The following is a 14,679-nucleotide window of genomic DNA, read 5'->3' as shown; positions in this document are numbered from 1 at the left end:
GCGTCGAAGTGGCCCGAGGGCCGGTGAAGCGGTGCGCCCGCTACCGTCTGCGGTGAGAACGCACCGACGCCGAGGAAGACGGTCGATGAAAGTCTATGCAGCCCTGGATCCGCGCCTGCCGCTGTCCGAGGTGCCACGAGTGGCGCGGCGGGTGGAGGACCTCGGATTCGATGGGCTTCACATCCCCGAGACGATCCACGACTCGTTCGCAGTCGCGCTGCTGGCGGCGGAGCACACCAGCCGGATCACCGTGCGCACCGCGATCACGCTGGCCTTCGTCCGGAGCCCGACCCTGGTCGCGTACAACGCCTGGGATCTCGCGAAGTTCTCCGGCGGACGCTTCGAACTGGGGCTCGGAACCCAGATCAAGCAGAACATCGAAGGCCGTTTCGGGATGCCGTGGACCGAACCCGTCGCCCGGATCGGGGAGTACCTGACCGTGCTGCGAGAGCTGTTCGCCGCGTTCGCATCCGGCGATTCGATCCATTTCGAGGGCGACAGCTACCGGTTGACCCGGTTGCAGCCCTACTTCAACCCGGGTCCCGACGACATCGCCCCGCCACCGATCCTGCTCGGTGCGGTCAATACCGGCATGTGCCGCCTCGCAGGACAACTCGCCGACGGCGTGATCACCCACTCCACCAACTCCGATCCGGGGTATCTGCGCGACATCGTCCAGCCCGCATTGCAGACTGGCGCCGCGGAACGCTCACGCCAGGTCCCCGGAATCATCGCCGCGGTCCCGATCGCCACGGGCGCCACGCCAGCCGAGGTGGCACGCGACCGTGAGCGGCAGCGGCGGCTGCTCGCCTTCCTCTACTCCACCCCTTCGTACCGGCCAACGCTGATCCGCCTCGGTCTGCCCGAATTGTTCGACCGCCTGCGCAAATTGGTGAAAGCGCAACGCTGGGAACAACTCCACGACGTGGTCACCGACGACGTCCTCGACGCACTGCTCATCTGCGGCGACTACGACGCCCTGCCGGACCTCGTCTCCGACCGCTACGCCGGCCTCGTCCACGGCATCGTCCTACCGGCACCCACAGCCGACCCCGAGAACACCCGCTTGATGCACGCGATCGAGTCTCTCCGAGCATCGTCGGCTCGGCGGTGATCGCGACACCGCGTGCCCGTGCGCTATAACCGCCGCAGCGCTATAACCGCCGCGCCTTTTGCTGATCGGCGATGTAGTCGCGGATGATCGCCAGCGAGGCGCCCGCCCGCGAGATGCGGGAGGGTTCGGCGGCGGACGGCTTCGGTTGTGCGGAACGCGCATGGAATCCCCCGGCCACGTCGGCGGCCCATTTGCCGATGTCGTCCCAATTCCGCAGGTCCGTGGCCGGGAGCACATGCAAGGGCGAGCCGGGCAGTTTCCGCATCAAGCGGTCGAGGCCGCGCAGGGCGCCGGGCTCCCAGCGACCGCCGAACAACGCGACACCGAAGGGCTTCAGCCAGTCATAGCGTGCGAGCAAGCTGTCGAGCTGCGAACGGACCTCGGTTTCGGGCCGGCTCGGTTCGACCTGCCCGATCGCGAAGACGGCGACATCACGGTGCGCGAGTGTCGGACCGAATCGGCTGAGGAAGCGACGGGCCGCCCGTGGCCAGCGGCCGTAGTAGAAGGGGGCGCCGAGGACGACGCCGCGGTAGTCGTCGATGGTGCGGAGGTCGCGCATGGCGCGGCAGTCCACGTCGAATCCCGACTCGCGCAGTGTCTTCGCGATCTGCTCGGCGATTTCCTCGGTGGCGCCGTAGCGGGTCGCGTAGGCGACCAGAATCCGGCCTTTCATGATGTTCTCCCTGGTATCGCCGGGTTCGTCGTCGACGTCACGATCGACATCGGCGGCCCCGGTTCGGTAGGGGGTTCTGACACAGCTGATTTCACGTGCATCGGGCGCCATTCGATAGGGCATCGGGTAGTCCGGCGGCGGGACCGTTGTCGTCTCGGTGGGGACCGAAGTCCTCTGTTTCCCCCGGCCCGGCGCGCGGAGCGTTGGAGGCATGGACACGAACGCCTCCACCTCACGTCCTGTCGTCCAGCCCGACGACATGCGACAGCGGGCGGCGAGCCGCGCCGTGGCCGCCGAGCACCCGCGCAGGGGGACCCTCCACGATGCGCTCGCCGCGGAGCTGCGGGAAACGCACACCGGGCTGGTAGTGCTGTTCGAGGATCGGGCATACAAGGTGAAGAAGCCCGTCGTCACCGACTTCCTCGATTTCGCGACGACCGAGGCCCGCGAACATGCGTTGCGCCGCGAACTCGAATTGAATCGGCGCTGGGCGCCCGATGTCTACCTGGGCCTGGCACATCTCACCGGTCCGCTCGACGGTCCCGGCGAACCCGTGCTGATCATGCGGCGTATGCCGGAATCTCGGCGGCTGAGCACGCTGGCCACCTGCGGCGAGATCGGCCGGGCGGAACTGTCCGAGCTGGCGACGGTGGTGGCCCAATTCCATCGCACTGCCATTCGGAGCAGCACGATCGATCAGGCGGGAACGGCACAGGCCCTGCGGCAGCGCTGGCGAATCCTGTTGCGCGGACCTCGATCCCATCCGCTCAGCGCGCTCGATCCCCTACTGGTCGACCGTATCGAGCGGCTGGCCATGCGTTTCATCGACGGCCGGGCGCCGCTGCTGGCCGAACGCATCGTGGACGGCCGGATTCTGGATGGGCACGGCGATCTGCTGACCGAAGACATCTTCGCGCTCCCCGACGGCTTCCGGATCCTGGACTGCCTCGACTTCGACGATTCCCTCCGCGCTGTCGACGGCCTCGACGATGCCGCCTTCCTGGCGATGGATCTGGAGTTCCTCGGCCGGCCGCAGCTCGCCGAGGACTTTCTCACCGATTACCTGAACGCGGCCGGGGATTCGCCGCCGGCCTCGCTGCGTCACCACTACATCGCCTACCGGGCCATGGTGCGGGCCAAGACGGACCACATCCGGGCCGCGCAGGGCGACGAGAGGTTCGTCGGTCACGCTGTCCGGCACCTGGATCTCGCGGTGCGGCACCTGGCGCTCGGCGCGGTACGGCTGGCACTTGTCGGCGGCCTGCCCGGGACCGGAAAGTCCACCGTGGCAACTCGTCTCGCACAGATCACCGGCGCCGAGGTGATCTCGAGCGACACCGTGCGGGCCCGGCTCCGCGCCTCGGGAGCGATCACCGGTGCGGGCGGCGTCCTCGACGCCGGGGCCTACCGGCCCGACGCGAGATCACTGGTGTACACCCACATGCTGGAACTGGCACGACAGCGCCTCGCGCTCGGTGTCTCGGTGATACTCGACGCCTCCTGGATCGATGCCGCCGAACGGGCCCGCGCCCACACACTCGCGGCGCGCGCCCACGCCGAGCTGATCCCGCTGCGCTGTGAGTGCCCGCCACAGATGTCCGCCACGCGCATCCGCACGCGCCGTCCCGGCGATTCCGAGGCCACCCCCGATATCGCCCATGCAATGGCCACGACCAGCTCTCCATGGCCGGACGCGACAACCGTGGATACGACCACCCCGATCGATGCCACCCTCGCCCAGGCATTGCGCGGGTGGAATGCGGTGGGACGTTCCGCGAGTTCACCCGACGCGCAATCGGATCCCATCGACCTGCCGAACCGTGGCCGCTGATCCGCACGAGAACCGACACCGATGCTCGCGCGGCCGGAACACCCGGCAACGTGACCAGCGTCGGCAGGTCCGCCGGATCCGGCGATCGCGACCCCGGAACCGGCAGGGCGCAAAGACCATCGCGGCGGTGACCTCTGTCGTCGGCGCGGTGGCACCAGTCCTCTGCCATCGGACCTGCGGAGAGCGCAGGCTCGACCTATCACCCGAGTGCCCACTCATCTCCCGAAAGGTCGTGTCGCCATGAGCCATCACACCGATCCGTTCGCACCGAGCGTGCACACCGCCCACGAATGGCTGGCGGCCGTTGCCCAGGGCATCGACACCGAGGATCGATTCCTCGCCCATCGCGCCCTGCGCGCGTGGCTGCACACCGTGCGCGACCGCCTGGGCGTCAATGCCGCCGCGCATCTCAGTGCCCAGTTGCCCGAGCTGCTGCGCGGCATGTTCTACGAGGGCTGGATGCCGGCTCACGTGCCGGTCCCCCGCGATGTGCCGTCATTTCTCGCCCAGTTCGCCCATGCCGCTGGCGTCACTCCCGAGGAGGCCGTGCCGCTGGTGGGGGTGGTGACCGATGCCCTCGCCGACCAGTTCTCTCCCGGTCAGCTCGACCATGTGCTGGCGCAGCTACCGGTGGCGCTGCGCTTCGTCCTGCTCGGCACCGACCTGGCGGCGGTCTACGGGGGCGCGGCGGCCCTCACACAGCCGGACCGGACGCAGACCGAAGACTTCGAACGGCGCCTGACCGCGCTCACCGAGGCCGTCACCGCACTCGTGCACGGTCTCGAGTTTCCCGCGGACGCCGGACCGGACGACCACGGCGGATTCTCGGCCGCACAGCAGGCCCACCGGATCCTGCTCGCTCAGGGGCTGACCGGGTCCGAACACTGATCCGACCGGCACAACTGACGAGGACACCATGCAGATCCGATCCACTGTCCCACTCGGAAGAATCGCCGGCATCCGCATCGGCGCGCACTGGTCGGCGGCCGTCACCGTGGGGCTCTTCACGTGGATACTCGCCACCTTCCTCCGTGGTACCGCCGGCGCCGGAATCATCTGGGCCGCGGCGATCGTCGGCGCGCTCGGATTGATCGCCTGTCTGCTCGCACACGAGCTGGCCCACTCGATCGTGGCCACCCGCAATGGGGTTCATGTCGAACGCATCGTGCTGTGGCTGCTCGGCGGGGCGTCCGAGCTGACCGACGAGCCCAAGGATGCCCGGACCGACCTGCGGGTCGCGCTGGTCGGCCCCGCCACCAGCCTGATTCTCGGCGTGATGATCTACGGCGCGGCAGCCGTGTCGTCGGTCTTCTCCCCCGGCGGCCCGGTCACCGAAACCCTCGTCTGGCTCGGCACCGTGAATGTGGTTCTCGCCGTGTTCAATATGCTGCCGGGCGCGCCCCTCGACGGTGGGCGCGTCGTCCGGGCGGTGATCTGGTGGCGCAGCGGCGACCGCCTGCGCGCCGAGACCGCGGCCGCCCGCACCGGCCAGGTCCTGGGCATGACCCTGGGCGGCATCGGCAGCGCCGAGATCATCGCGTTCCGCGACTTCGGCGGCCTGTGGCTGATACTGCTCGGCTTGTTCCTCTACAGCGCCGCCAACAGCGAGCTGACCCTGGCGGGCCTGCGACATCGTCTGGGCGCCATCACCATCGGCGACATCATGACCCCCGCACCGCGGATGGCCGACGCCGCATGGACCCTCGACCAGCTCCTCCGATCCGACCTCGTCTACACCCACCACCACGTCTTCCCGGTCGTCGACCAGAACGGCCACCCGTGCGCCGTACTGGCCTGGGCCGATCTCCTGCGTACCCGCACACGTCCGCACCCCGGCCTCCGGGTCGCAGACATCGCCCGCCCACTCCCCCCGGCCGCGATCGCTCGCGCCGACGATCTGCTCGCCGATGTCATCTCCCGAATCGTCCTGCGCCCCAACCTCGATGCCGTCGCCGTCACCGACCCCACCGGCCGCCTCACCGGCCTCGTGACCGCTACCGACCTCGCCCTGGCCTGCAACCGCTCCGCCTTGGGGCTCCCGACCCACCCCTCGACCAACACGCACTGAACAACGCGGGCAAAGGATGTCAGGCGCCCGCTCGATGACCGTCCCCGGCCACCGCGGGCGCCAGCTGCCGCGCACAGGTGATGGCATCGGGCGTGTGGGTGAACAGGTGGTCGGCGCCGCCCGCGGGCAAGGCCCCGATCGCGGTGAGACGGCGCTGGTGATCGGGGCGAAGCCCGGACATGAGCACGATGATGTGGCGGTGTTCGAGTTTGCCGATCGCGTCCTTGAGAACCAGCGCACCGGTGGTGTCCAGCGCGGTGACGTGCGACATGCGCAGGATCACCACGTGCACATCCGATACCTCGGCCAGCTCCAGCAGGAATCGGTGCGCGCCCGCGAAGAACAGCGGCCCGTCGAGCCGGTAGGCGACGATGTGCTCGTCGAGCAGCTCGTGCTCCTCGACCAGATGATCTCCCTCGTCCAGCGGAATCTGCTGCAGGCGTGCCTCTTTCGCGACCGCGCGCAAGGCGAGCACCACCGCGATCCCCACGCCCACCGCCACCGCGGTCACCAGGTCGGCGGCGACGGTGACCAGGAACGTGACGCCCATGATCGCCGCGTCCCCCTTCGAAGCGCGGGCGATCGCCGCCAGCGACGCCGTCTCGACCATCCGCACCGTGGTCGCCAGCAGCACCCCCGCCAGCGCGGCGAGGGGAATCTGCCCGACCAGCGGAGCGGCCAGGAAGACGATGGCCGCGAGCACGATCGCGTGGGTGAGCGCGGCCAGCCGGGTGCGACCGCCCGAGCGGACGTTCACCGCGGTGCGTGCGATCGCGCCGGTGGCCGGGACACCTCCGAACAGCGGTGCGGCGATATTGGCCAGGCCCTGGCCGAACAGCTCGCGGTCGGAGTTGTGGCGGGTACCCACGGCCATCGCGTCGGCGGCCGTGGCCGACAGCAGCGACTCCAATGCCGCCAGCGCGGCCACCGCCAACGCCGGCGCCAGCAGCGAACCCAGCTGGTCGGCATGGAGGAAGCCGAGGGCGGGAGCCTGCAGACCGGACGGGATGGCGCCGATCCGGGCCAATGGCAGATCGAACACCGCCACCGCCGCTGTCGCCAGCGCCACCGCCAGCAGCGCGAACGGCCAGCGGGGCAGATAACGGCCACCGACCAGCATGAGTGCCGCCACCAGCAGGGCGGTGGCGATCGGCAGCGGGTCGAGATGCCCCAGGTACTGGCGCACGGCGTCAGCGGCGGCCTGCCACACCTTGTCCCCGTGCACGTGCGCGATACCGAGCGCGGCCGGGACCTGTTGCAGCGCAATGACCACCGCGATTCCGGCGGTGAAGCCCTCGATCACCGGGGCGGGCATGTAGCGCACCGCACGCCCGACCCCGGCGACCGCGAGCACCACCAGCACGAGCCCGGCCAGCAGCCCCACGGCCAGCACCCCGCTCGCACCGTGCTGATGGAAGATCGGCACCAGCACCACGGTCATCGCCCCCGTGGGCCCCGACACCTGGAACCGCGATCCGCCGAAGACCGCCGCAACCGCGCCCGCGATCACCGCGGTCGCGAGCCCGGCGGCCGCGCCGAGGCCCGAGGAGATCCCGAAGCCCAGCGCCAACGGCAGCGCGACCAGGGCGACGATCAGCCCGGACAGCAGATCCGCCCCCGGAGCACGCACGCCCGCACGCCAGTCCGACCAGACCGGCAACAGTGCCCGCACGCTCACAGTTCTTGCACCAGAGCCGATTTCAACGCTGCCGACTGCTCCCACACTGCCGCCGACCGCTCCGCCGTGGTCTGATCGCCCATGGCAACGTTCTCCTTCACCAATAAACTAGGTTATTAGTTTAGAAAACGTGCAATCAATGGCGAGCATGCACCCCCCCTTGCCGGGGGCGGCGACTGCAGTTGGCACTGCGCCGAGACCATGTCGGTCGGCCCGGTCAGCGGGTCGGCACGACGATCATCGGGCATTCCACGCTGTGCAGCAGCGTGTTGCTGGTCGAGCCGAGCAGCATACCGGCGAAACCGCCGCGGCCGTGACTGCCGACCACCAACAGCTGGGCGTTCTCCGCCGCATCCAGCAGGGACTGGACCGGGCGGTCGCGGACCAGAATCCGGCGGACGTGGACGTCCGGATAGCGCTCCCCGAATCCGGCCAGCCGTTCGGCGAGCAATTCGGTTTCGCGTTCGCGGACGGCGTCCCATCCCGACAGTGGCAGCCCGGCCTGGTTGGTGTCGCTCCAGGCGTGCAGCGCATCGAGCCCGACCTTGCGGCGGGATGCCTCCTCGAAAGCCAGCCTCAGCGCGGGCACGCTGTTGGGTGTGCCATCGACGCCGACGAGCACCGGCTTCTCCGCGGAGACCGGGTCGATCGCCGCTGTCGAATGCACGATCGCGATGGGGCAGTGGGCATGCCGGGTCACCGCGGTACTGACCGATCCGAGCAGGCCGCGCCGGAGCGCGCCACGCCCGCGGCTGCCCACGACGAGCAGGCGAGCGTGCCTCGACCGTTCGATCAGACACGGAATCGCCGTGTCGAAGGTGACATCGGTGTGAATGGAGAGGCCGTCGCCGACGGCCGCGGTGCGCGCCACGCGAGTCGCTTCGGTGACCACCCGTTCGCCGTCGAGCCGGAGCCAGTCGGTGTCGGTATCGGTCAGCATCGCACCGGGTCCCCATCCGCCGGGGACCGCCACCGAGGTGACGATCTCGAGCGGCGAGCCGTGCAATCCCGCATCCACGGCCGCCCAGGCCACGGCCAGGTATGAGACGGCCGATCCGTCGGTTGCCACGACGACCGGCGGATTCAATTGCCCGCCAGTGGTTTCGGAAATCTCGGACATGCTCACACTCCCGTCGTTCTACTGCCGCGCGCCCGAGGCCCGCAGTGCGGCAAGGCGATTGGCGTATTCGGTCTCGTCGATCTCACCGCGCGCGAAACGCTGGGCCAGCAGTTCCTGCGGGGACGGGGATTCATAGCGGCCCGAGCGGCCCGGGTCGGATACCGCGAACCGCACCGCGAGCGCGATCCCGACGATGAGCAGGGCCCAGAAGACCAGCATGCCCACGCCCATCCCGGCGTAGCCCCAGCCACTCATGTCATGGCCGTACCAATACATCATGGCGATGCCTCCAGTTCTTTCGTGTCGCCATTACCGCTGGTCTGCGCCAGACGTTTCGACCAGCCCGGCCTGACCGGTGGTCGCGCCGCCGTCGACCACGAATTCCGACCCGGTCGAGAAGGTCGCCTCGGTGACGAGGAACCGCACCATGGCCGCGACCTCCTCGGGTTCGCCGAATCGCGACAGCGGCTGGGTGGCGGCGATCGACTCGGCCAGGCCGGTGGTCATCGCCGTATGAATCGGCCCGGGGTGCACCGAGCACACGCGAATGCCGGACGAACCCAGTTCCAGCGCCGCGGCTTTGGTCAATCCACGCAGTCCCCACTTACTGGCGACATATCCGCTGATGCCCGCGTAGCCCATCAGGCCCGCGGTCGAGGAGATATTGACGATCGTGCCGCCGCCCGCGGCACGCAGGCGCGGCGCGGCCAGCCGCATGCCGAGCCAGGGCCCGTAGAGGTTGACGTCCAGCACGTGCCGGAACAGGGCGGGCGACTCGGACTCGACGGTCCCGAAGTCGAGGATCTCGGCGGTGTTCACCAGTGCGCCCAGCGGGCCGAATTGTCGCTCGGTCTTCTCCAGCACCTGCTGCCACTCATCCTCGTCGGTGACGTCGAGATGATGGAATCGTGCTTGCGGCCCATGGATTTCGGCGAGCTTCGTCCCGGCGTCGGTGCGCAGGTCGGCAATGACGACGCCGAAGCCCGCCTTCACCAGCTCCGCGACCACCGCCGCGCCGATTCCCCGCGCACCGCCGGTGACGATCGCGCTCATGTCCGCGAACTCCGTCATGGCCTGTCCTCCGATCCGTGCGAATCCGCTGTTCGTTCACAGCATCCCGCGCGGGCGAGCCGCGGCGAGACGGCCGAAAGTCACCGGTTCCGAGGGCGGATGTCGGGCCATCGGTCCCTGCGGAAATCCGGCCGCACGGCCGAGGATCGACATCGACGTCCTACCGAGAGGAAGAACCCATGAAGGCACCCTTGGCGACCGTGATCGGCGTGGCCTCGGCCCTCACCGGGCTGGCGGCCGGATACCGGCTCTTCGCGCGCACCAAGTGCGTGACCTGGGGCTCGACCGCCGAGGAGGTCGGGCGGACGATGCCCGGTGACGACCTGCTGGCAGAGGCCGGCACGGTCACCACGCGCGCGATCACCGTCGCCGCCACGCCGGAGCAGATCTGGCCGTGGCTGGTTCAGATGGGACCCGGCCGGGCCGGCGCCTACACCTATGACTGGATCGAGCACCTGCTCGGGCTGGACATGCACAGCGCCGACCAGATCCTGCCGCAGTATCAGCAACTCGCCGTGGACGATGTGCTGCCGATGGGCAAGTCCGGTCCCGCGATGCGGGTGGCGGTGCTGGACCGTCCGCGCGCCCTCGTGCTGGCCTCGACCGACCATCATTGGGTGTGGGCGTTCGGCCTCTACCCGACCGTCGAGGGCACCCGATTGATCAGCCGCAACCGCATCGCGCTCCCGGATGCCGGTCTGCTGCAACGGCTTTTCTACATGCTGATCATGGAGCCCGGCAGCCTCATCATGGAGGCCAAGATGCTGCAGGGCATCAAGGAGCGTGCCGAACGCACCGTGCCGGCGCTCACCCTGGTGACCAACGTCCCTGGTCAGCAGGCGGAAAGCCCGTATGTTCCGAACTGGCCGACGCGAACACTCGAAGTATGACCGCAATGAACGCCACCCCGCTCGCCGTACCCGATCACCGCACGCTGACGGCCGCGATGCTGCTGGCTTCGCGCGCGCCCTCGGTGCACAACACCCAGCCCTGGCATTGGCGCTTCGACGGCGCGCGGCTGCACCTGCACACCGATCCCGACCGGCTGCTCACCGCCGCGGACCCGCACGGCCGCCAGCAGGTGATCAGCTGCGGCGCCATGCTGCACCACGTCCGCACCGCGTTCGGCGCGCAGGGCTGGCACACCGACACCACCCGGGTCCCGGACCCGCTGGATCCCGGCCGCCTGGCCGAGATCAGCTTCCGGCCCTGGCCCGAACCCCCACCGGGTCTGGTGGCCCGCGCGGGCGCCATCGAGCACCGCCGCACCGACCGGCTGCCGCTGGGCGCGCCCGAGAACTGGGAAGACCTCCAGCGGAGGCTGCGCATGCTGGTCTCGCCGCACTATCTGGAGCTGGACACGCTCGACGACGCGGTCCAGGCCAGGCTGGCCGCGGTGTCCCAGCAGACTGCGGCGCTGCGCCGCCACGACATGATGTACCAGGCCGAGATCGGCTGGTGGGCAGGGCATTCCGGGGCTCCCGAGGGCGTTCCGACCGCGGCGCTGGTCTCGGACGCGGAATTCGCCCGGGTCCGGGTGGGCCGGGTCTTCCCGTCCGCGGCGCACTCCATGCGGCGCGCGGAGACCGACGACCACGCCGGGGTGGTGATGCTCAGCTCGGAAGCCGATTCCTTACCCGAGTGGCTGGCGACGGGCGAGGCCCTCTCGGCGGTCCTGCTCGAATGCACGGTGGCCGGACTGGCGACCTGCGCGCTCACCCACATCACCGAATTGCCCACGGCCCGAAATATTCTCACCAATCTGCTGCGGCATCCCGGCACACCACAGATCGTCGTGCGGATCGGCACCGTGCCGGCCGACGAACCGCCCCTGCCGCCGACTCCCCGGCGCCCGTTGACCGACATCCTCACGATCGAACAGGGCTGACGCAGGCGGCGCACCCGGCCGTGACGCCGCTCCCCGGCCGCACGACGCGCCGTCCGCGGCTGCCCACGCGGTCGGCTCCTGATGGGCGGAATCAGCCTGCTCGTCAGTTGCCCGATCACTCTCTCCCGAAGTCAGCGAAAGGCGGTATCCACCATGATCAGCGCGGCATCGCAGGCGGTGTCCGGGAACCCGGCCCCGTTCACCTGGGTGACGGCGGTTTCGATGCTGGTGTTCTGCGGAATCCTGTGGCTCATCGTCGATTACATGCGCACCCGTCCACGGCCCGCGATGTGGGTGTGGGGACTGTCGCTGCTGACCTTCCCGCTGTGGATCTGGGGACCGGGCCGAGATATCGGCCTGATCAACTGGTTCTCGTGGGCCAAGATCCTGTCGGTGCTGATCCCGCTCACCCTGGTCGGCGCGATGCGGATCTCCGTGGCCGAGCAACGCCCCGGGCGGGTGTGGGAGATCCTGCGCAATCCGCGATTCCTGTGGTTCCCGTACGCGATCCTGTTCCTCAATATCGCCGAGGCCACCCTGCGCGACGCCCAGATCGGCAACTACTGGAACGCCGCGGTCGGGCTCGGACTGTGCCTCACGATCCCCTACTGCCCGCGCTTCTGGGAAGTGCTGCCCGGCCGCAACGCCGAGCTCGTCGCCTACACGACCATGGCGTGGAACTTCCTCTACACCACCTGGAATCTGTGCTTCACCTTCGGTGGATATCCCCCGCAGGAAGAGCATTTCGCCGCCAGCATCTGCATTCTCGCGGTCGCGGAGATCTATCCGCTGGTCAAGCGCCGCCCCGAGCTCTACATCATGGCGCGCATCTACACGTTGCCCGTGCTCATGCTGGTGATCGCGATCTACAACATCTTCCCGAAGGTGATGCCGTCGGACGGGTGGTTCAACAATGATGTCTGGATCGTCTGGGGCGTAGTCAATTTCGTCCTCACCATCCCCTACCTGTTCTGGTACACCTGGCAGCTCGAGACCGGCCGCTCCTTCCTCACCTTCCGCCGCGGCCGCGCCCGCGAGGACTTCCTGGCCCGGCACGGCGAACAGGTCCACCAGCTCATGGATTTCGCCGATTCCCTCGATGCCGCGACCGATTCGCACGGTCGCCGATCACGCACCGCCGCGACACCGGACCGTTAGTCCGACCCGCCACCCGCAACGCTGCCTTCGACCCTGGGATTCGGGACCTATGGCACCAGTCTCGGGCTGTTGAACGGGAATACGGTCGAGATGTCCGCCCACAGGAGGTATTCCCATGCGAGCAATGGTTTTTCATGGACCCGGACAGAAATCCTGGGATGAGGTTCCCGACCCGATCATCACGCAACCGACCGATGCGATCATCCGCGTCGAGGCGGTGACGATCTGCGGCACCGATCTGCACATTCTCGGGGGTGACGTACCCGAGTTCGCGCCCGGCCGGATTCTCGGTCACGAAGCCGTGGGCACCATCGTCGAGGTGGGCGCCGGAGTGCGCACCCGCAAGGTCGGCGAGCGGGTTCTGGTCTCCTGCATCAGCGCTTGCGGCGCATGCCGATTCTGCCGTGAGAGCCGTTACGGGCAGTGCCTCGGCGGCGGTGGCTGGGTCCTGGGCCATCTCATCGACGGCACGCAGGCGGAATCGGTGCGCGTCCCCTTCGCCGATACCTCGACCTATCCTATCCCCCACGGCATTTCCGACGAGCAGATGCTCATGCTCGCCGACATTCTCCCCACCAGCTACGAGGTCGGCGTCCTCAACGGCGCTGTGCGGCCGGGCGATACGGTGGCGATCATCGGCGCGGGTCCGATCGGGCTGGCCGCGATCCTCACCTCGCGGCTCTACAGCCCCGGCCACATCGTGGCCATCGACCTGGCCGACAGCCGACTCGACGCCGCCGCGAAAATGGGCGCGGATGTGATCGTCAACAGCCGTCGCGACAATCCCTCCGACGTGATCGCGCGGCTGACCGGCGGCCTCGGCGCGGACGTCACCATCGAGGCGGTAGGAGTCCCCGAAACCTTCGAGACCGCAGTCGATCTCGTCCGCCCGGGCGGTCACGTCGCCAATATCGGCGTGCACGGCAAGCCCGCCACCCTGCACCTCGAGAAGATCTGGATCCGGGACCTGACCATCACCACCGGCCTGGTCGACACCTACTCCACACCCCGGCTCATCGACCTGGTGGCCAGCGGCCGCCTCGACCCCGCCGCGATGATCACCCACCGCTTCACGATGGACGAATTCCCCTCCGCATACGACGCCTTCGCGCGCGCCGGCGAGACCGGCGCGCTCAAGGTCGTGATCACCGCGGAGTAGGTCCGACAGAATCGACCGCGGTCAGCTGACGAGCTTTCCGGTGAGGTCGTAACGCACGGTCTTCGAGAGACCCTTGCCCTTGTCGACCATCACGACGGCCTCGATGACGGGTGTGGTGTCCTTCAGATTCTTGACGGCGCCGACCCCCATGAGGGAGCCGCCGGGCGTGCCCGCATCGCCGAGCACAGCGCCCTGCACCCTCACCAACACCTGCGGCGAGACCGTGTCACACTTGAAGATCCGCTGCGCCGCCTGCTCGGGCGTGAGCGCCACGAACGCCTCGGCCACCGAGACCGCCTGCGACTGCGGGTCATAGGTGTAGGTGGTCATGCTCTTGTCCTTGCCGGGGGTGAGCATCCCCACGACGACCGATCGTTCCTGGTCGTGGTTAACGGCCGCGAGTTGGGCCGTCACATTCATGCAGTCGGCAGGCGGCGCACCGATCTTTGCATCGATTGCATCCAACGCCTTGGTCAGGTCTGCCGCCGACCATGCGTCCTGCGGTGCGGCGGCCACCGTCGAGGTTGTGCCGCTATCTCCGCCGGATGGCTGCCCCCCGCCCGAACCCGTCGGACCCTCGGCCGGAACCGAGCTCGAGGCGGTGGCCGGACCGGGCGAAACCGCCAGTGACCCACTTCCGTTCGCGGTGCACCCAGCGGTCACCGCCACCAGCACGCCGGCCAATACCACCGTACCCACGATATTTCGCTCCATGATCCGCCCACTCCCTCATCCTCGCCGTATTCCGTTTTGCCGCAAACCGATCGGCGACACAGCCGCAACAACTGATACATCTACGCAACCGCCCCGAGCGTTAGCGAACAACAATGTTCGCGGCCGTCCCCGCTCGAGACGTCCGTGGCGACGCGGGAGCCTGGTGGCGGGTGGCCGGGCTGTCGCCCGGCTGATCCCGCGAGCG

General features: G+C 68.7%; 14 protein-coding genes. 8 read left to right on the top strand and 6 right to left on the bottom strand.

The window, feature by feature from the left end; all coding sequences use genetic code 11:
• Positions 1 to 85 precede the first annotated feature (85 nt).
• Entirely contained in the window at positions 86 to 1,114 is a 1,029-nt protein-coding gene (locus tag ACIRRA_RS15695) for a TIGR03617 family F420-dependent LLM class oxidoreductase (RefSeq protein ID WP_402767841.1), read from the top strand.
• A 40-nt stretch (positions 1,115 to 1,154) separates the two neighbouring features.
• Here ACIRRA_RS15695 and ACIRRA_RS15690 read toward each other — a convergent pair whose 3' ends face one another.
• On the bottom strand, positions 1,155 to 1,787 hold the full coding sequence (locus ACIRRA_RS15690; RefSeq protein WP_402767839.1) for a flavodoxin domain-containing protein: 633 nt from the start codon (positions 1,785 to 1,787) through the stop codon (positions 1,155 to 1,157).
• A gap of 211 nt (positions 1,788 to 1,998) precedes the next feature.
• On the opposite strand from ACIRRA_RS15690, the gene ACIRRA_RS15685 reads away from it, so the two are divergent.
• The 3 genes from ACIRRA_RS15685 to ACIRRA_RS15675 all read left to right on the top strand — a co-directional run bounded on the left by ACIRRA_RS15685 (position 1,999) and on the right by ACIRRA_RS15675 (position 5,686).
• Positions 1,999 to 3,618 (top strand): AAA family ATPase, encoded by a 1,620-nt coding sequence (locus ACIRRA_RS15685; protein ID WP_402767837.1) that lies wholly within the window; start codon positions 1,999 to 2,001, stop codon positions 3,616 to 3,618.
• Positions 3,619 to 3,858: 240 nt separating this feature from the next.
• The gene (locus ACIRRA_RS15680; RefSeq protein WP_402767835.1) at positions 3,859 to 4,506 is read left to right on the top strand and encodes a DUF2267 domain-containing protein; all 648 of its coding nucleotides are present in this window, start codon (positions 3,859 to 3,861) and stop codon (positions 4,504 to 4,506) included.
• A 28-nt stretch (positions 4,507 to 4,534) separates the two neighbouring features.
• Positions 4,535 to 5,686 carry a site-2 protease family protein gene (locus ACIRRA_RS15675; protein WP_402767833.1) on the top strand — a complete coding sequence of 384 codons (1,152 nt, stop codon included), beginning with the start codon at positions 4,535 to 4,537 and terminating at the stop codon, positions 5,684 to 5,686.
• 19 nt (positions 5,687 to 5,705) lie between these two features.
• Here ACIRRA_RS15675 and ACIRRA_RS15670 read toward each other — a convergent pair whose 3' ends face one another.
• From ACIRRA_RS15670 to ACIRRA_RS15655, 4 genes are all read right to left on the bottom strand, one after another.
• Positions 5,706 to 7,409 carry a SulP family inorganic anion transporter gene (locus ACIRRA_RS15670; protein ID WP_402767832.1) on the bottom strand — a complete coding sequence of 568 codons (1,704 nt, stop codon included), beginning with the start codon at positions 7,407 to 7,409 and terminating at the stop codon, positions 5,706 to 5,708.
• Between the two features lie 172 nt (positions 7,410 to 7,581).
• Complete coding sequence (locus ACIRRA_RS15665; protein WP_402767830.1) at positions 7,582 to 8,484, bottom strand: universal stress protein; 903 nt, start codon at positions 8,482 to 8,484, stop codon at positions 7,582 to 7,584.
• Between the two features lie 18 nt (positions 8,485 to 8,502).
• Positions 8,503 to 8,763 carry an SHOCT domain-containing protein gene (locus ACIRRA_RS15660; protein ID WP_402767829.1) on the bottom strand — a complete coding sequence of 87 codons (261 nt, stop codon included), beginning with the start codon at positions 8,761 to 8,763 and terminating at the stop codon, positions 8,503 to 8,505.
• A gap of 30 nt (positions 8,764 to 8,793) precedes the next feature.
• Positions 8,794 to 9,555, bottom strand: a complete 762-nt coding sequence (locus tag ACIRRA_RS15655) for an SDR family NAD(P)-dependent oxidoreductase (RefSeq protein WP_402767827.1) — start codon at positions 9,553 to 9,555, stop codon at positions 8,794 to 8,796.
• A gap of 179 nt (positions 9,556 to 9,734) precedes the next feature.
• On the opposite strand from ACIRRA_RS15655, the gene ACIRRA_RS15650 reads away from it, so the two are divergent.
• From ACIRRA_RS15650 to ACIRRA_RS15635, 4 genes are all read left to right on the top strand, one after another.
• Positions 9,735 to 10,445 (top strand): SRPBCC family protein, encoded by a 711-nt coding sequence (locus ACIRRA_RS15650; protein WP_402767825.1) that lies wholly within the window; start codon positions 9,735 to 9,737, stop codon positions 10,443 to 10,445.
• Positions 10,442 to 11,443 (top strand): Acg family FMN-binding oxidoreductase, encoded by a 1,002-nt coding sequence (locus ACIRRA_RS15645; protein ID WP_402767823.1) that lies wholly within the window; start codon positions 10,442 to 10,444, stop codon positions 11,441 to 11,443. The genes ACIRRA_RS15650 and ACIRRA_RS15645 overlap by 4 nt, the downstream gene beginning before the upstream one ends.
• 153 nt (positions 11,444 to 11,596) lie before the next feature.
• Positions 11,597 to 12,601, top strand: a complete 1,005-nt coding sequence (locus tag ACIRRA_RS15640; protein ID WP_402767821.1) for a hypothetical protein — start codon at positions 11,597 to 11,599, stop codon at positions 12,599 to 12,601.
• 115 nt (positions 12,602 to 12,716) lie between these two features.
• The gene (locus ACIRRA_RS15635; RefSeq protein ID WP_402767819.1) at positions 12,717 to 13,760 is read left to right on the top strand and encodes a zinc-dependent alcohol dehydrogenase family protein; all 1,044 of its coding nucleotides are present in this window, start codon (positions 12,717 to 12,719) and stop codon (positions 13,758 to 13,760) included.
• 21 nt (positions 13,761 to 13,781) lie between these two features.
• Here the strand turns inward: ACIRRA_RS15635 and ACIRRA_RS15630 are convergent, their stop codons facing one another.
• On the bottom strand, positions 13,782 to 14,276 hold the full coding sequence (locus tag ACIRRA_RS15630) for a hypothetical protein (protein ID WP_402767817.1): 495 nt from the start codon (positions 14,274 to 14,276) through the stop codon (positions 13,782 to 13,784).
• Positions 14,277 to 14,679 lie beyond the last annotated feature (403 nt).

The sequence above is a fragment of the Nocardia sp. NPDC101769 genome (genome assembly GCF_044766925.1).
Classification (GTDB): Bacteria; Actinomycetota; Actinomycetes; order Mycobacteriales; family Mycobacteriaceae; genus Nocardia.
This window is presented reverse-complemented; position numbering and strand designations above follow the sequence as displayed.